Genomic DNA, 16,288 nt, shown 5'->3' with positions numbered 1-16,288 from the left:
ATTAATTTTAAACTTCACCTATTTTATCTGCCAATTCATTGATATTATTGGGCTGTTCATATACCAATTCTACAAGCTCCACACTCTTATTATTCATTTTCAGAATTTTAAAATGATAATTATCCAGGTCAAATTCCTGGTTCTCTTCCGGAATATCTTCTAAAGCATGAAGAATGAACCCTGCTAATGTATTGTATTCACTTTCTTCAGAAAGAGGCAGTTTCTTAGGTAAAAACTCGTTAATTTCATCCAAAGGCTGCGTGGCCTGAACCCAGTAAATATCTTCTCCCATTTTATCGACAATCTTATCTTCATCATCCTCTTCATCCTGAATTTCCCCTACAAGCTCTTCCAAAATATCTTCAAGGGTGATAATTCCTTCAGTTCCTCCGAATTCATCAATTACAATGGCCAAATGCTGCTTTTTCTGCTGGAAAATTTTCAGTAGATCCGAAATCTTTTTACTTCCTACTACAAAGAAAGCATCACGCATCAGTTCTTTCAGGTCTTCGTGATTGAGCTCACCTTTTCTTTTTACAAACTCCCTGATGATTTCTTTAGTATAGAAAATACCAATAACATTATCTATTGAATCTTCATAAACCGGAATACGGGAATATCCGCTATCCATAATTTTATTGATAATCTCATTGATATCTTCTTCAAAGTCGATAGAAGTAATATTCTGTCTCGGAACCATGATCTGTTTTGCGGAATGATCTGTAAAATCGAACGCATTTTTAATGATCTCATAGTTTTCCTCCTCTATCTCCCCGCTGTCTGCACTTTGTTTTACCAAAAGCTGCAACTCTTCTGTAGAGTGGATTTCCTGTTCAGATGCCGGGTGAATTTTAATCAGTCTTAAGAAACCATTGGACATAGAGTTCATCAACCAGATAAACGGTTTGAAAATCGTATAAAAAACTCTCAAAGGAACTGCCGTTGCCATTGTAGTAGCTTCTGATTTTCTGATGGCAATTGACTTAGGAATAAGCTCACCAAAAACAATATGCATAATGGTAATCAATACAAAGCTAATAATCAATGAAACCGAAGTAATGGATGACTGACTAAGATTGATATTAAAAGAGTCAAAAATATTTTCCACAATGTGGTGCAATGCACTTTCTCCTACCCAACCTAAAGCCAGGGAAGCCAAGGTGATTCCTAATTGTGTTGCAGATAAATACTCATCAAGATGCTTGATAATATGCTCTGCCTGCTTTGCCATAGAATTACCTTCCGCGGCTTTTAGCTGTATTTGTGAATAACGAACTTTAACAATTGAAAATTCTGCGGCTACGAAAAAGCCATTAAGTAAAACAAGTAATAAGGCCAACAAAAGCCTGACTATGTCCGAATCCATTTAGAAATTAATATAAATTTATTATACAAAGATATACAAAATAATATAATTAAATCCGTCCTATTTTCCAGAAATCATACAACCGGCCAGGAGAATCGTTCTTTTATTTACAAAGATGCAAATATGTAATCCTGTTACCTTTATTACTTTACCTCTTAAACAATTTTATAAGTAAATCAATTTAATTATCTGTTTAACAATTAAATGAATAAAATTATTTAATATATTTTTTAAGGATTACTACTGTTCTTATTATTGCACTACCTACTGGTAGCACTGGCCTTAATGTAAAATACAAGATGCTGTATACGGAATTCCAAAAAATAAAAAAGCACCGAATATTTTCGATGCTTTGTATTATAGATTTGATAGATAAATGCTATTTCTTGTATTAGCTCTTTAAAGCTTCAGCTCCGGAAACGATCTCAAGGATTTCGTTTGTAATAGCAGCCTGTCTCGCTTTATTGTAGAAAATTACAAGATCATTTTTCAATGCCTGTGCATTATCTGTTGCTTTATGCATTGCGGTCATTCTCGCTCCGTGCTCAGAAGCTACAGAGTCTAAAACAGCTTTGAACACCTGAGTTTTAATTGATTTAGGAATCAAATTATCCAAAATCTCATTTTTGTTAGGTTCAAAGATATAATCAGTTTCCACTGCTGATTTCTCTGTTTCAGGCATTGAGATAGGAAGAAGCTGTTCTGCAGTTACTTCTTGCGTTGCAGCGTTTACAAATTTATTATAAATCAAATAAACTTCATCAAACTTACCGTCTCTGAAGCTCTTCATTACTCCTTCAGTAACGTTAGCAACTCTGTCAAATGTAAGATTATCATATACTGCACTTTCGTTAGAAAATACCGTTCTGCTCTTTCTTACAGCATCAAAAACTTTTTTACCAATGGTAAGAACTTCAATTTCGTACTGAGAATTATTCTGGAACTGGTTGTTAAGCTCTTTTACAATAGATGAGTTGAAAGCACCTGCCAAACCTCTGTTTGAAGTTACTGCAATAAAAAGCACTCTCTTCACCTCTCTTTTCTGAGCATAAACAGAAACCTGATCAGGATCTGAACTTGAATTTACATTCTGGATGATCTCCTGAAGCTTTTCAGAATATGGTCTCAACATTACGATAGCATCCTGTGCTTTCTTTAGCTTCGCTGCCGAAACCATTTTCATAGCACGTGTAATTTGCATCGTAGATGAAATTGAACTGATTCTACCTCGTATTTCTTTTAAGTTTGCCATTAATTTAGGTTCAAAGTTTAAGGTCTGAAGTTTAAGGTTTAAAACTCTGAAATTCTAAACCTTAAACATTGAATGTTTGATTAGTTATATTTAGAAGCTAAATCATTAGCTGCCTGCTTAAGAACTCCCGTAATATCGTTATCGATTTTTCCAGCTTTGATAGCAGCCATAGTGTCAGGATGCTTAGATCTTAGGAATTCGATATACTCGTGTTGGAAATCTTTAATTTTGTTCAATGGAACATTTCTCAATAGGTTCTCGGTACCTGCATAGATCATAGCAACCTGGCTGTCTACCGGAAGTGGAGAGTTTACCGGCTGCTTAAGAAGCTCTACGTTTCTTTCCCCCTTAGAGATTACTGCTAAAGTAGACGCATCAAGGTCAGATCCGAACTTAGCAAATGCCTCTAATTCTTTATATTGAGCCTGGTCTAACTTAAGTGTACCAGAAACTTTTTTCATTGATTTGATCTGAGCGTTACCTCCTACCCTTGATACAGAGATCCCTACGTTAATCGCAGGACGAACCCCTGAGTTGAATAGATCAGACTCCAAGAAGATCTGTCCGTCTGTAATAGAGATTACGTTAGTCGGGATATATGCAGAAACGTCACCCGCCTGAGTTTCGATAATTGGAAGTGCGGTTAATGATCCACCACCTTTTACGATTGGCTTAAGAGACTCTGGCAAGTCATTCATTTGCTTAGCGATTTCATCATCAGCAATAACTTTCGCAGCTCTTTCCAATAGTCTTGAGTGAAGATAGAAAACGTCTCCAGGATAAGCCTCACGTCCCGGTGGTCTTCTCAATAGTAGAGAAAGCTCACGGTAAGCAACTGCTTGTTTAGATAAATCATCATAAACGATAAGCGCTGGTCTTCCGGTGTCTCTGAAGAACTCACCGATTGCAGCACCTGCCATTGCAGAATATACCTGCATTGGAACCGGATCTGATGCGTTAGCGGCAACGATTACCGTATATGCTAAAGCTCCTTTATCAGAAAGCGTTTTAACGATTTGTGCTACTGTAGAAGCTTTTTGCCCGATAGCTACATATATACAATATACAGGCTGACCTGCATCAAAGAATTCTTTTTGATTGATGATCGTATCGATCGCAACAGTAGTTTTACCTGTTTGTCTGTCACCAATGATAAGCTCTCTCTGTCCTCTTCCTACAGGGATCATAGAGTCGATCGCAACGATACCTGACTGTAATGGTTCAGTTACAGGTTGTCTGTAGATAACTCCAGGAGCTTTTCTTTCCAATGGCATTTCGTATAATTCCCCAGTAATAGGACCTTTACCATCGATAGGGTTACCAAGAGTATCCACTACTCTTCCTAACATCCCTTCCCCTACTTTGATAGAAGAAATTCTGTTTGTTCTTGTTACTGTATCTCCTTCTTTTACTAATTTACTTTCACCTAGCAAAGCAACACCTACGTTGTCTTCTTCAAGGTTTAGTACAATACCTTCTACATCACTAGAAAATTTCACCAACTCTCCGTATTGTACGTTTTCTAACCCGTATACACGAGCGATACCATCACCGATGGTTAAAACTGTACCTACTTCCTCAACATTTGATTGAGTATCGAAGTTGGCCAATTGCTGTTTTAAGATCGCAGATACTTCTGCCGGATTTATTTCTGCCATTGTATGGTTGTTTTTTTCTTAATTTAATTGAAAACCCTTTTTAACTTGGTTAAGCTTAGTTTTAACAGAGGCGTCGATCCGCTGATCTCCTACTCTTAAAATGTATCCTCCTAAAACTTCAGGATTGATAATTCTTTTTAAATCGAAGTTAGCACTTGTATTAACAAGGTTACTTGATTTTAAGATTTCTTCAATATTAGCATCAGATATTTCAGTTGCAGTAGTAAGAGTAAGCCTCTGTACTCCATTGATATCTTCAACTTTGTTGATGAACTCCTGAGCGATATTTTTTAGTTGGGATTCGCGACCTTGCTTAATAACCAGTTTAATCAGGTTTTGAGAAGACTGTGATAATCCCTTAAAAATTTCTATTGCTACTTCAATTTTCTTTTTAGAATCGATGTAAGGAGTAAGGAAGAATTTATTCAAATCTTTAGACTCTGCCATTACCTTTACTACATCTTTCATTTCTGAAAATACAGCAGCTGTCTGGTTTGTCTCGTTTGTAAAGTCAAGCAAACCCTGTGCGTATCTTTTAGCTACTTTAGATGTAAGCATTCTTAGTTAAGATTTGATTTGTTTAAATAATTCTGAACCAACTCATTTTGAGCTTCGTTGTTGTCTAATTTTTGCTTAAGAATAGATTCTGCAATATTGATAGAAATTGTACCAATTTGAGTTTTGATATCTGCCATTGCAGCATTTTTCTCAGCATTGATAGTTTGTTTAGCAGATTCAATCATTTTATCTCCTTCAGCTTTAGCAGCATCTTTAGCTTCTGCTACAATTCTATCTTTAATATCTCTGGCTTCTTTAAGGATCGCATCTCTTTCGATTTTAGCTTCACGAATGATTCTTTCGTTATCCTCTTTTAAAGTTTCCATCTCTTTTCTAGCCAATTTAGCTTGATTAAGAGCGTCAACAATAGACGTTTCTCTATCATTGATAGATTTTAAGATAGGTTTCCAAGCGAATTTACCTAACAAAAATAATAATGCTAGAAAAATAACAGACTGGATAATAAATAATCCTGACGAAAACTGATGAATTAATTCCATTATATAAATGTATAAATAATTATTACTTTTTTTCTTAAATAACCACTATCTGTAACCAACCGTTAAGGATAGTGGTTTTTGTTTGATTAGTTTACTGCGAATAGAGCAGCAAACGCAACACCTTCAACAAGTGCAGCTGCGATAAGCATAGCTGTTTGGATTTTTCCAGATTGTTCAGGTTGTCTAGCAATAGCTTCAAGAGCAGCAGCTCCGATTTTACCAAGACCGATACCTACACCTAGTACTACGATACCAGCACCTACAATTTTAGGGATTTCCATAATATATAATTTTAAAAAATTTGTTTCTAAATAATATTTTTAAACTTTCAATTAGTGAGCAGCGTGGTGTTCGTGCTCGTGCTCCTGCACTGCCATTCCGATGAACAAGGCTGATAGCATGGTAAAGATATAAGCCTGTAGGAATGCAACCAATACTTCCAATAAATAGATTACCAATGTAAGGAACGGGAATGCAACACCTGCTACAAAGTTCTTAAATACATAGATCAATCCGATCAAACTCATTACTACGATGTGTCCTGCAGTCATGTTTGCAAAAAGTCGGATCATCAATGCGAAGGGCTTAGTGATTGTTCCTAGCAATTCGATTGGCAACATGATCAATTTCATTGGAACCGGAACTCCAGGCATCCAGAAGATGTGCTTCCAATAATCTTTATTAGCCGAAAATGTAGTAATTAAATAAGTAAGGATCGCCAAGAAGAATGTCATTGTAATATTACCTGTAACATTAATTCCGAAAGGCATTAATCCTAATACGTTTAAGAATAAAATAAAAAAGAATACTGTTAAAAGGTAACCAATGAATCTTTTATATTTATGCCCAATGTTTGGGATAGCAATTTCGTCTCTTACAAAAATTACTAAAGGCTCTAAAAATCTTGTAGCACCTGTAGGAACTGCTGACTTTTTATAAGACTTAGCCATTCCTGTAAACAATACTAACATAAAGATTGAAGTCAATAAAATAATAAGGACACTCTTCGTAATTGATAAGTCTAAAACTTTTTCTGAAGTAACGTGACCTTCTTTATCAAAAGCTAAAGTTCCAGCCGCGTCAGTTTTGTAAATTTTTTCGTGATGTAGTTTATAGTAAGATCCGTCAACCTCTGTAGTTTCTCCATGCATGAATCCTTCTTTATTACTCATGAAAGCACGAATACCATTATCATAAAAAATAACTGGAAGAGGAAAACCAATGTGATGACCTTCTTTATCTACCATCAATGTGAAATCATGCGCATCCAATAAGTGATGATCGATGAACTCTTTGTTTTCTTTACTTACTTTGTCTTTCTCTGAAAGTTCTGTAGTAGCTGACACTCCTTCAGCAGTGGGTTCACCATGCTGTGCAGATACTAAGTTTAGTACAAAAATACTGTAGAATAAAACTGCGAATTTCTTAAACATTGATAGGTTTTTTTCGTTGTGCAAAAATATGATATTTTTTCTATTTTCAATAATTAATTTTCCTGTTTTTTATCATGATTAATTAGCTTTATTGCATAGTATGTAAGCAGTGCTGTCAGGACAAAATATGGGATAATAAAATGAAATTTATAGTCTGGGATGGCTTCAAAGTTTAATTTCTTTCTGATTAAGAACATCAAACCAAATTTCAGCAGGATCAAACCGATAACGGACAACCCCAAAAATTCTGGCACTACTCTGTTAATTAAAACAATAAGAGTAATCATCATCATGAACATTACACTCAGGAATAAATAAAATTTCACAATAACAATTACATCCAGATGGAAAACAAATTTCCATAAAGAGAAATGAATGAGAAACGTTAAAAAAAACAATACTGTAACCAGAATATTTGGATTAGCTTTCATTTTAAAATTTATTTTCGTCTAACACTAGTTAGGTTAATTTTAACTAATCGCAAAAATAGACTTTTTCTATCGTATTTTTTCATGATTTGATTTTTATCATCTTATCGCGGCATCTTTAATGCTTAAAATATTCTACATCCTATATAATATTACGTGCTATACAGGTTGATATACTAAAAAAATCCTTATTTTTGCACACTTATAATTTACAAATCAATATGTTTAATAGTTTACAGGATAAATTAGACAAAGCGCTTCATAATATTTCAGGACGTGGAAAGATCACGGAAATCAATGTTGCGGAGACCGTAAAGGAAATTCGTAGAGCATTGGTAGATGCCGATGTTAATTATAAAGTTGCAAAAGATCTTACTAAAAGAGTTCAGGATAAAGCTTTAGGGCAGGATGTTCTTACTTCCCTAACTCCGGGACAATTGATGACGAAGATTGTTCATGACGAATTGGTAGATTTAATGGGAGGTTCTCAGGAGGGAATCAACCTTTCCGGAAAACCTTCTGTAATTTTGATTGCAGGTCTTCAGGGTTCCGGTAAAACTACTTTCTCTGGAAAATTAGCTAATTATTTAAAGACAAAAAGAAATAAAAAACCTCTTTTGGTTGCTTGTGATGTGTATCGTCCCGCGGCAATCGACCAGCTGAAAGTTTTGGGTGGACAGATCGGGGTTCCTGTTTTCACGGAAGAAGGTTCTACAAATCCTTCTACCATTGCAGAAAACGCCATCAATTTTGCCAAATCAAATGGTCATGATGTTGTGATCGTCGATACTGCAGGTCGTCTGGCAATTGATGAGCAGATGATGAACGAGATTAAATCGGTTCATTATTTCATTAAACCCAACGAAACCCTTTTTGTTGTTGACTCAATGACAGGTCAGGATGCTGTAAATACAGCAAAGGCATTCAACGATGCTTTGAATTTTGACGGAGTTGTTTTAACTAAATTGGATGGTGATACCCGTGGTGGAGCTGCTTTAACAATTCGTTCGGTAGTTGAAAAGCCAATCAAATTCATTTCTACAGGTGAGAAAATGGAAGCTTTGGATCTTTTCTACCCGGAAAGGATGGCAGACAGAATCCTGGGAATGGGAGACGTTGTTTCCTTGGTAGAAAGAGCCCAGGAACAGTTTGATGAAGAAGAAGCTAAGAAGCTTCATAAGAAAATCGCTAAGAATGAGTTTGGTTTTGATGACTTCTTAAAGCAGATCAATCAAATCAAAAAGATGGGTAACATGAAGGATTTGATGGGAATGATTCCGGGAGTTGGAAAAGCAATTAAAGATGTAGAGATCAGCGATGACGCTTTTAAACACATTGAAGCAATCATCTACTCTATGACTCCTGAAGAAAGAAGGAAACCTTCCATTATCAATACTCAGAGAAAAAACAGAATTGCGAAAGGTGCGGGAAGAAAGATTGAAGATGTAAATCAATTGATGAAACAGTTCGACCAAATGGGTAAAATGATGAAAATGATGCAGGGACCTCAGGGAAAACAAATGATGCAGATGATGAGCAAAATGCCAAATATGCCTGGAATGGGCGGAATGTTTGGGAAATAAAAAACACAAAAACCGATTTAAAAAATATTATTATGGAAATTAACGAAAAACAAGAAAATTACAATTACAATCAACAGCCTTACAAATCTGAGAAAAAGCTTGTTGCAGGTCTATTAGGTATTTTATTGGGTACATTTGCTATTCATAAATTTTACTTAGGATATACAAAAACAGGAATCATTCAGTTAGTTTTGGGGATTGTAACATGCGGAATTGTTGGAATTGTAGGATTTATAGAAGGAATCATTTACCTTACAAAATCGGATGAGGAATTCGACAGAACATACGTTCAAAATCAAAAAGAATGGTTTTAAAATTAAAAATAAGACCTTAATAAAAGAACCTACTCAAATTTGAGTAGGTTTCTTTTTTATCTTAAAATATAGATTATTTATCTCCTTTCTGAGCCTTAGCTTTGATGAAATAAGAGAAACCTACATTTACACCAAAAGTGTTTACTGTATTTTTAAATTCTGTTCCCATAAAAGTGTCTTTATTGGAAAACTGATCAAAAGAAACTCCTAAATTAACCCCTAAAGACTGAGTAGCCATATAAGTCACTCCTCCTTTCACTTTCCAAGCAAGACCATCTGCAGTGTATTCATCTGTAGTTCCTGAATAAGTTTCTTTCGTTTTGTTAGATGCATATCCAATACCCGCTCCTAAAAAAGGAACCAGCTTACTGCTGTTCGCAAAATAATACGTTGCTGTTGGCATTACAGAAAAACTGGAAATTGTAGACTTATCTCCGTCTTCTTTTGTGGTAATACTTGTAAATCCTAAATCGATTCCAACTGCTAATTTATCAATTACGAAATATCCTACAGAAGGAGTAACAGAGAAAGTACTTACCTTTGCTCCATCATAGCTTTGTCCTTCCACTTTAGTTTTTGTATCAACACTGTTGAAACCCATACCAGTATTTCCACTGATTACCCAGTCTCCTTTAGTCATTTGAGCATTTGACAAACCGAAAAGTGCAACTGCACCCGCTAGTAATAATTTTTTCATAGTATTTAATTTTAAAAAAGTTTATTATTTGTTATTATTTTGCAAAAACATATTTTACTCCAAAAGAGATGGAAGATAAGTTTAAACCAAAATTATAATTGTTAAGAGCTTTGGCATCTTCCTCTTTATACTTGAAGTTCTTGTACCCGAACTCTCCTATTGTTGCTTCAATAGACCAGTTTTTATTTAAGAAATAATCTAGACCTGGTTTTACAGTTACTCCGATTGAAGTATATTTTGTTTCAACAGATAGCGTTTGATGGTCTATATATCCATACATTTCATCTACATAGGTAACCAAAGCATCCTGATTTATTTTTCCAAATTCCATTGGAATTTCAAGCTGGCCAAAAATATATAAATTATCTGATAAAGTCCAGTATTTTCTTACAAAAGGAGCTACCACAACAGCCTTTTTTTCTCCTGCATAGTCAACAAAAGTAGTAAAAGAGCCGCCACTGTAAACTTCGCTATCTTCTTCTTTTTTGTTAGTGAATCCTACACCTGTTCCCACAGCTAAGTTTTTAGCTACAAATACTCCTACTGTAGGTATTATTTTGAAGTCATTGATTGTAGTATTAATATTTTTATTCTCTTCTTTAGAATAACTTACCTGTCCTGAAACATATACCGTTCCTGTTTTAATCTGGGCATTAGAAAGCCCGAAAAGTACAATAGCACATGTTAATATGATTTTTTTCATGAATTAGTTTTTAATAATGAGAAAAAGCCCTAAGAAAACTTAGGACTTTTATTTTTAATGCTTTTTAGCTTAAATTATTTAGCGAAAACATATTTAACTCCGAAAGTTACAGAAGATAAGTTCAAACCGAAGTTGTAGTTGTTTGTAGCATCACCATCTTTTGGTTTGTAGTTGTTGTACCCAAACTCACCGATAGTAGCTTCAATAGACCAGTTTTTGTTTAGGAAATAATCTAAACCTGGTTTTACAGTTACACCAACCTGAGTGTATTTAGCTTCAGTAGAAGTTGAATTTGTTGTAGTAGTAGAACCTGAAGTAGCTACAGTAGTGTTCTCAACCTCAGTTTTTCCAAACTGCATTGGTACTGCCAATTGACCGAAAATATATAATTTATCAGATAATGTCCAGTATTTTCTTACGAAAGGAGCTACAACGAAAGCAGGCTCTTTTACTTCGTTAGTGTTTACGATTGTAGCACCTGATAATGTAGTAGTTGAAATATTAGTCTCTTTTTGAGTCTGGTATCCAACTCCTAAACCTACTGCTAAGTTTGTTCCTACAAAATATCCAACTGTTGGCAATACGTTGAAGTTTTCTGTTTTATTGTTTCCGTTGTTAGTTTCTACTTGAGAATATCCTACAGATCCTGATAGGTAAGTTGTTCCTTTAGCAATCTGTGCATTAGATAGACCGAAAAGTGCAATAGCACTTGCTAATAATAATTTTTTCATTTTAATAATTTTAATACTTTCTGACTGCAAATGTATAATGGTCTATTTTAATATTAAAATTTGTTAACATGATTAATATCACTGTTAAAATTTCGCAGTTTCCCAAAAAAAATCCCATTATATATAGGTTTTTGATTTTTTCACAATATTTTGAATAAGAAAGTTATAATTTATCAACCAAAAAGAAAAAAGATTGTTTCCAATCATGTTTCGGCTTCGGAAACCAAGCTGTATTTATGATTTTAACAAATAATTTATAATAAGCCGATATTCTTTTGATAAAACAAAGTATATGCTTAAATATATATATCCGAAAAATAAAAAACTTCGTCTATGGACGAAGTTTCGATCAATATTTTATTTTTTTATTTTAAAAAGAAATTGACACCAAAATTAATAGCTCCAAAATTAAATCTGTCATTATGCCAGTAAGGTCCATAATCTTTATATTTGCTGCTGATATTCTGGAATCCTAAATATAATTCAGCATTTTTCATCTGGTAACCAACTCTTGGCGCAACGTACAATCCGCTATTAATATAATCTCTGGTAGAAATTGCTGCTCCCAAATCCAACCCTACAAAAAGTGGAATTTTATCAAATTTATACTTCCCTGATGCTGCAATAGGAATAAATCCAAAGTCATCCAGCTGATCTTTTCCAAAAAAATGAGAATACCCTGTAGTAGCACCAATATCCAATCCTTTAGTAATATTCCACATATAAGCAGCGTCTATACCTATCGTAACACTTGCAGCATCTGCAGCATCACCTAGCGGAGCACCAATGTGACCTCCAAGTCTAAAGCCTTCCTGTGCATGAGCCATACCACCAAACAGTGCAAAAGCACCTAGTAATAATAATCTTTTCATTGTTTAAAATTTAAAATGTTGTTATAAAAATTTAGGTATAGCAAACTAAATGCCGTTCATAAAAAAAACAGGATAAAATTCCTGCTTTTTTTATAATTAATTTAAAATGAGTCTTAGTTACCTCCAAATTTAAAACCTACTCCGATTTGAGCAAAGCTATTCGTTACTTTTCCTCCGCTTCCGTCATTAGAAAGGTTGGATACTCCCAAACTGTATCTTCCATCGATGAAGAATCCGTTCTCAAACATATATTCTACACCTACAAATGGAGCGATGTTTAATGTCTTGATATCATCTTTAATATCTACCTCTCCAGAATCTCCTTCAATTTCCATGTCGGCAAAATCAGAACCTATTACCGTTTTTTGCTTAGCGGAAAGAATAACTCCAAAATTAGCTCCTGCAGCAACAGAGAAATTTTCTGATATAAAATATTTTGCAGAAACCGGTATCAGTAATGTTCCTAAGTTAACCTTAGTCTGCTCACCTACGAAAATGATTCCTGCATTTATTCCATCGATTTTTTCTTTTGCTCCAAGCGGAGAGTATAAAACTTCAGCCTGAAATCCGAAATTATCGTTGATTTTGTATTCTGCCATACCTCCAATGTAAAAAGTGTATTTGGGATCCATAGTTCTTTTTCCCGCATCATCCTGCTTTTCATCAATTTTTAAGGTAGACATTGCAAAACCAGCTTTTGGTCCGAATCTGAATTCCTGTGCGTAAGCACTGCTTCCCATGACAGCTACTGCTGCAATAAGTAAAAGTTTTTTCATGATATACTTGTTTTTATAAAAAATTAGCGGACAAATATATCACTTTTTGCTGATTTACAAAGGAATTATAAAATTTTATGAAAAATTATTCTCTTTGCCTCTTTTCTTCTTCATTATAAGCCAGGATAATTTTCTTAACAACAGGGTGTCTTACTACATCTTCTTCCGTTAGATGAACAAATCCTATTTCTTTAACATCTTTCAGAATTCTCATAGCCTCTTTCAATCCTGATTGTTGTTTGGGTGGCAAGTCTACCTGGCTCGGATCTCCTGTAATGATAAACTTCGCATTCATTCCCATTCTCGTTAAAAACATTTTCATCTGAGAATGTGTTGTATTCTGTGCTTCATCCAGAATTACAAAAGCATCATCCAAAGTTCGTCCTCTCATAAAAGCCAGTGGCGCCACCTCGATTACTTTTTTCTCCATAAAACCTTCCAGTTTTTCATGAGGAATCATATCTCTAAGCGCATCATATAAAGGTTGTAAATACGGATCCAGTTTTTCTTTAAGGTCACCTGGTAAAAACCCTAGACTCTCCCCCGCTTCTACAGCCGGTCTGGTCAATACAATTCTTTTTACCGCCTTATCTCTTAAAGCTCGTGCTGCTAAAGCTACACTGGTATAAGTCTTCCCTGTTCCAGCAGGTCCGATTGCAAAAACCATATCTTTTTTCTCAGTTTCTTTCACTAATTTTTTAAGATTGGTGGTTTTCGCTTTAATCACTTTACCATTTACCCCTTTTACAATAATATCCTGATCAAAAACAAGCTGTTTTTCATTCTCGTCTTTTAAATTAAGAATATTTTCTACGTCTTTAAGCTCGATAAAGTTGTTTTTCGAAATAAACTTAACAATATCATCAAGCTTCTGTTTAAATATATCCAACGCTTCCTGATTCCCCATCGCAAAGATAAAATGGTCTCTTCCTGTGATTTTAAGAGTAGGAAAGCTTGATTTTATTAAATTGAAAAATTGGTTATTAACTCCATAGAAGATTTTCATGTCGATATCTTCCAAATCATATGTCAATTCAAACATGCAGTATTTTTATTTTTAGATTTTAAATGTAAAGCTTTTTTTGAAATTTTTATCAAATTCTTTGCTAGAATATTTCGGGCTTTCTTTTTATTTTAGATAAATTTGCAGTTCTATTATTCTACAAACAATCAATGTCAATTATTACCCTTACTTCAGATTTCGGAAATTTGGATTACAGAGTTGCCGCTGTGAAAGGCAGTATTCTTTCTCTGAATCAGAAGGTTAATATTGTTGATATCACCCACGATATTCAGGCTTTCAACCTTATTCAGACTTCATATATTGTAAGAAACGCTTATAAACATTTTCCGAAAGGCAGTATTCATATCATTTCTGTCGATAGTTTTCAGCACAAATCGAGAAAAAATATTTTATACAAAGCAGATGGTCATTACTTTATTGCAGCGGATAACGGTCTTTTAAGCTTAATATTTTTTGATATCAAACCCGAAGCAATTTTTGAAATTACTTTAAATAACAGGTTTGATGATATCGTTAATTTCACTTCAACAGATGTTTTCGTTCCTGCAGCAGTACATTTGGCGAACGGAGGACTTCCCGGAGTGATCGGGCGAAAAATTGATACCGCAAAGCAGCTTTTATTCCCGAAACCTGTATATAACGAATCTGAAAAGATGATCATTGGAGAAGTAACATATATTGATAATTTCGGAAATATCATTTCAAATATCAGTAAAGATTTTTTTGAAAGTGTAGGAAACGGATATGAAAACTTCACGATCAAATTCAGGAACTTAGCCCTTTCAAAAGTTTTTTCCAGTCATACGGAAGTCGTTTCGGATTGGGAAAGAGAAACGGAATATCACGGTCAGTCGGCAGCAATCTTCAATGACAGTCAGCTTTTGGAGCTTACCATCTATAAAGGAAGCAAGAAAAACGGAGCAAAAAGCCTGTTTGGAATGAACGTAGGAGAGAACATTTATATCGAATTTTCCTAAAATTATACATTTCATAAAAAAACCGATTTTTTTTATATATTTGTCAAAATCTAAAAATTAAAAATGGCAGAGTACAAATTATTGCTTCCTTCCATGGGAGAAGGTGTTATGGAAGCTACTATTATCACTTGGTTATTCAGTGAAGGTGATAATGTAAAGGAAGATGATTCCGTAGTAGAAATTGCAACAGATAAAGTAGATTCAGACGTTCCGACACCGGTTTCGGGGAAAATCGTAAAGATTTTGAAACAGAAGGATGAAGTTGCAAAGGTAGGTGAAGCTATTGCTATTTTAGAGATTGAAGGAGAAGGCGGAAATACAGCTGTAGAAGAGGTACAAACTGAAACTCCGGCAGCAACTCCGGATGCTGAAACTTTAAAAACAATTGAACAGCCTCTTCAGGTAGCTGCTTCAACAGAATTTTCGGGAGATCTTTATCTGTCCCCACTTGTAAAATCAATTGCACAACAAGAAAATATTTCTGAACCTGAACTAAAAACTATTGAAGGAAGCGGTTTAGAAGGAAGAATTACAAAAGAAGATATTTTAGCTTACGTTAAAAACAGAGGAAATCAGCCAGTTCCACAAGCAGCTCCGGTACAAGTAGCTTCTACTCCACAACCGACAGCTTCTTCAACTCCGGCTTCTACAATCCCTGTTGCAGCAGGTGATGAAATCATTCCAATGGACAGAATGAGAAAGATCATCGCTGAAAACATGGTGAAAGCTAAACAAATTGCACCACACGTAACTTCTTTCATTGAAACAGATGTTACCAATGTTGTAAAATGGAGAAACAAAAACAAAGCGGTTTTCGAAAAACGTGAAGGTGAAAAACTAACGTTCATGCCTATTTTCGTGAGAGCTGTTGTAAAAGCAATCCAGGATTTCCCAATGATCAACGTCTCTGTGAATGGTGAAAACATCATTAAAAAGAAAAACATCAATATTGGTATGGCAACCGCTTTACCAGACGGAAACCTTATTGTTCCTGTTATTAAAAATGCAGATCAGTTGTCACTTTCGGGATTGGCAAAAGCTATTAATGATCTAGCTTACAGAGCAAGAAACAAAAAATTGAGACCTGAAGATACTCAGGGAGCAACATACACGATTTCTAACGTTGGAAGCTTCGGAAACCTTATGGGAACACCGATTATTCCTCAGCCACAGGTTGCGATCTTAGCAATCGGAGCTATCGTTAAAAAACCTGCAGTTCTTGAAACAGCTGATGGTGATGTAATTGCAATCAGAAACCTGATGTTCATGTCTCATTCTTACGATCACAGAGTGGTAGACGGATCTCTGGGTGGAATGATGTTGAAACACGTTCACGATTACCTTGAAAACTGGGATCTGAATACGGAAATTTAATTATAAACAATGAATGATGAGTTATAAATGATTTTGATTGTC

18 protein-coding genes are annotated in these 16,288 nt (G+C 34.8%); 4 read left to right on the top strand and 14 right to left on the bottom strand.

The window, feature by feature from the left end:
- Window positions 1–7: 7 nt before the first annotated feature.
- The 8 genes from CLV73_RS03520 to CLV73_RS03485 all read right to left on the bottom strand — a co-directional run bounded on the left by CLV73_RS03520 (window position 8) and on the right by CLV73_RS03485 (window position 7,198).
- Window positions 8–1,366, bottom strand: coding sequence for a hemolysin family protein (locus tag CLV73_RS03520; protein WP_100375485.1), 1,359 nt, complete (start codon window positions 1,364–1,366; stop codon window positions 8–10).
- 391 nt (window positions 1,367–1,757) lie between these two features.
- The gene (gene atpG, locus CLV73_RS03515; protein WP_100375484.1) at window positions 1,758–2,618 is read right to left on the bottom strand and encodes an ATP synthase F1 subunit gamma; all 861 of its coding nucleotides are present in this window, start codon (window positions 2,616–2,618) and stop codon (window positions 1,758–1,760) included.
- Window positions 2,619–2,698: 80 nt separating this feature from the next.
- Complete coding sequence (atpA, locus tag CLV73_RS03510; protein ID WP_100375483.1) at window positions 2,699–4,276, bottom strand: F0F1 ATP synthase subunit alpha; 1,578 nt, start codon at window positions 4,274–4,276, stop codon at window positions 2,699–2,701.
- An 18-nt stretch (window positions 4,277–4,294) separates the two neighbouring features.
- The gene (gene atpH, locus CLV73_RS03505; RefSeq protein ID WP_100375482.1) at window positions 4,295–4,834 is read right to left on the bottom strand and encodes an ATP synthase F1 subunit delta; all 540 of its coding nucleotides are present in this window, start codon (window positions 4,832–4,834) and stop codon (window positions 4,295–4,297) included.
- A gap of 2 nt (window positions 4,835–4,836) precedes the next feature.
- Entirely contained in the window at window positions 4,837–5,334 is a 498-nt protein-coding gene (locus CLV73_RS03500) for a F0F1 ATP synthase subunit B (RefSeq protein ID WP_100375481.1), read from the bottom strand.
- 86 nt (window positions 5,335–5,420) lie between these two features.
- Window positions 5,421–5,615, bottom strand: a complete 195-nt coding sequence (gene atpE / locus CLV73_RS03495; RefSeq protein ID WP_002979108.1) for an ATP synthase F0 subunit C — start codon at window positions 5,613–5,615, stop codon at window positions 5,421–5,423.
- Window positions 5,616–5,666: 51 nt separating this feature from the next.
- Window positions 5,667–6,767, bottom strand: a complete 1,101-nt coding sequence (atpB, locus tag CLV73_RS03490; protein ID WP_100375480.1) for a F0F1 ATP synthase subunit A — start codon at window positions 6,765–6,767, stop codon at window positions 5,667–5,669.
- A 53-nt stretch (window positions 6,768–6,820) separates the two neighbouring features.
- Window positions 6,821–7,198 carry a hypothetical protein gene (locus tag CLV73_RS03485; RefSeq protein WP_100375479.1) on the bottom strand — a complete coding sequence of 126 codons (378 nt, stop codon included), beginning with the start codon at window positions 7,196–7,198 and terminating at the stop codon, window positions 6,821–6,823.
- A gap of 218 nt (window positions 7,199–7,416) precedes the next feature.
- Here CLV73_RS03485 and ffh point away from each other — a divergent pair, with 218 nt between their 5' ends.
- Both ffh and CLV73_RS03475 read left to right on the top strand, forming a co-directional pair.
- Window positions 7,417–8,778 (top strand): signal recognition particle protein, encoded by a 1,362-nt coding sequence (gene ffh / locus CLV73_RS03480; RefSeq protein ID WP_100375478.1) that lies wholly within the window; start codon window positions 7,417–7,419, stop codon window positions 8,776–8,778.
- Between the two features lie 32 nt (window positions 8,779–8,810).
- The gene (locus tag CLV73_RS03475) at window positions 8,811–9,092 is read left to right on the top strand and encodes a TM2 domain-containing protein (RefSeq protein ID WP_100375477.1); all 282 of its coding nucleotides are present in this window, start codon (window positions 8,811–8,813) and stop codon (window positions 9,090–9,092) included.
- Window positions 9,093–9,165: 73 nt separating this feature from the next.
- On the opposite strand, the gene CLV73_RS03470 is transcribed toward CLV73_RS03475, so the two are convergent.
- From CLV73_RS03470 to CLV73_RS03445, 6 genes are all read right to left on the bottom strand, one after another.
- Window positions 9,166–9,789: an outer membrane protein gene (locus CLV73_RS03470; RefSeq protein WP_100375476.1), complete on the bottom strand. Its 624-nt coding sequence runs from the start codon at window positions 9,787–9,789 to the stop codon at window positions 9,166–9,168.
- A gap of 34 nt (window positions 9,790–9,823) precedes the next feature.
- The gene (locus CLV73_RS03465; protein ID WP_100375475.1) at window positions 9,824–10,492 is read right to left on the bottom strand and encodes an outer membrane protein; all 669 of its coding nucleotides are present in this window, start codon (window positions 10,490–10,492) and stop codon (window positions 9,824–9,826) included.
- A 74-nt stretch (window positions 10,493–10,566) separates the two neighbouring features.
- Entirely contained in the window at window positions 10,567–11,223 is a 657-nt protein-coding gene (locus CLV73_RS03460; protein ID WP_100375474.1) for an outer membrane protein, read from the bottom strand.
- A 365-nt stretch (window positions 11,224–11,588) separates the two neighbouring features.
- On the bottom strand, window positions 11,589–12,095 hold the full coding sequence (locus CLV73_RS03455; protein WP_100375473.1) for a hypothetical protein: 507 nt from the start codon (window positions 12,093–12,095) through the stop codon (window positions 11,589–11,591).
- A 113-nt stretch (window positions 12,096–12,208) separates the two neighbouring features.
- Window positions 12,209–12,871, bottom strand: coding sequence for a porin family protein (locus CLV73_RS03450; RefSeq protein WP_100375472.1), 663 nt, complete (start codon window positions 12,869–12,871; stop codon window positions 12,209–12,211).
- An 85-nt stretch (window positions 12,872–12,956) separates the two neighbouring features.
- Window positions 12,957–13,913, bottom strand: a complete 957-nt coding sequence (locus CLV73_RS03445; RefSeq protein WP_100375471.1) for a PhoH family protein — start codon at window positions 13,911–13,913, stop codon at window positions 12,957–12,959.
- A gap of 131 nt (window positions 13,914–14,044) precedes the next feature.
- On the opposite strand from CLV73_RS03445, the gene CLV73_RS03440 reads away from it, so the two are divergent.
- On the top strand, window positions 14,045–14,872 hold the full coding sequence (locus CLV73_RS03440) for an SAM hydrolase/SAM-dependent halogenase family protein (RefSeq protein WP_100375470.1): 828 nt from the start codon (window positions 14,045–14,047) through the stop codon (window positions 14,870–14,872).
- A 63-nt stretch (window positions 14,873–14,935) separates the two neighbouring features.
- Window positions 14,936–16,246 carry a dihydrolipoamide acetyltransferase family protein gene (locus CLV73_RS03435; RefSeq protein WP_100375469.1) on the top strand — a complete coding sequence of 437 codons (1,311 nt, stop codon included), beginning with the start codon at window positions 14,936–14,938 and terminating at the stop codon, window positions 16,244–16,246.
- The last annotated feature ends 42 nt before the right edge of the window (window positions 16,247–16,288 follow it).

It is taken from the genome of Chryseobacterium geocarposphaerae (assembly GCF_002797535.1).
GTDB lineage: Bacteria > Bacteroidota > Bacteroidia > Flavobacteriales > Weeksellaceae > Chryseobacterium > Chryseobacterium geocarposphaerae.
This window is presented reverse-complemented; position numbering and strand designations above follow the sequence as displayed.

Excerpts from the sequence above, each read along its gene's own strand:
- CLV73_RS03520 (WP_100375485.1), bottom strand. The coding sequence starts at position 1,366 with ATGGATTCGGACATAGTCAGGCTTTTGTTGGCCTTATTACTTGTTTTA.
- atpG (WP_100375484.1), bottom strand. The coding sequence starts at position 2,618 with ATGGCAAACTTAAAAGAAATACGAGGTAGAATCAGTTCAATTTCATCT.
- atpA (WP_100375483.1), bottom strand. The coding sequence starts at position 4,276 with ATGGCAGAAATAAATCCGGCAGAAGTATCTGCGATCTTAAAACAGCAA.
- atpH (WP_100375482.1), bottom strand. The coding sequence starts at position 4,834 with ATGCTTACATCTAAAGTAGCTAAAAGATACGCACAGGGTTTGCTTGAC.
- CLV73_RS03500 (WP_100375481.1), bottom strand. The coding sequence starts at position 5,334 with ATGGAATTAATTCATCAGTTTTCGTCAGGATTATTTATTATCCAGTCT.
- atpE (WP_002979108.1), bottom strand. The coding sequence starts at position 5,615 with ATGGAAATCCCTAAAATTGTAGGTGCTGGTATCGTAGTACTAGGTGTA.
- atpB (WP_100375480.1), bottom strand. The coding sequence starts at position 6,767 with ATGTTTAAGAAATTCGCAGTTTTATTCTACAGTATTTTTGTACTAAAC.
- CLV73_RS03485 (WP_100375479.1), bottom strand. The coding sequence starts at position 7,198 with ATGAAAGCTAATCCAAATATTCTGGTTACAGTATTGTTTTTTTTAACG.
- ffh (WP_100375478.1), top strand. The coding sequence starts at position 7,417 with ATGTTTAATAGTTTACAGGATAAATTAGACAAAGCGCTTCATAATATT.
- CLV73_RS03475 (WP_100375477.1), top strand. The coding sequence starts at position 8,811 with ATGGAAATTAACGAAAAACAAGAAAATTACAATTACAATCAACAGCCT.
- CLV73_RS03470 (WP_100375476.1), bottom strand. The coding sequence starts at position 9,789 with ATGAAAAAATTATTACTAGCGGGTGCAGTTGCACTTTTCGGTTTGTCA.
- CLV73_RS03465 (WP_100375475.1), bottom strand. The coding sequence starts at position 10,492 with ATGAAAAAAATCATATTAACATGTGCTATTGTACTTTTCGGGCTTTCT.
- CLV73_RS03460 (WP_100375474.1), bottom strand. The coding sequence starts at position 11,223 with ATGAAAAAATTATTATTAGCAAGTGCTATTGCACTTTTCGGTCTATCT.
- CLV73_RS03455 (WP_100375473.1), bottom strand. The coding sequence starts at position 12,095 with ATGAAAAGATTATTATTACTAGGTGCTTTTGCACTGTTTGGTGGTATG.
- CLV73_RS03450 (WP_100375472.1), bottom strand. The coding sequence starts at position 12,871 with ATGAAAAAACTTTTACTTATTGCAGCAGTAGCTGTCATGGGAAGCAGT.
- CLV73_RS03445 (WP_100375471.1), bottom strand. The coding sequence starts at position 13,913 with ATGTTTGAATTGACATATGATTTGGAAGATATCGACATGAAAATCTTC.
- CLV73_RS03440 (WP_100375470.1), top strand. The coding sequence starts at position 14,045 with ATGTCAATTATTACCCTTACTTCAGATTTCGGAAATTTGGATTACAGA.
- CLV73_RS03435 (WP_100375469.1), top strand. The coding sequence starts at position 14,936 with ATGGCAGAGTACAAATTATTGCTTCCTTCCATGGGAGAAGGTGTTATG.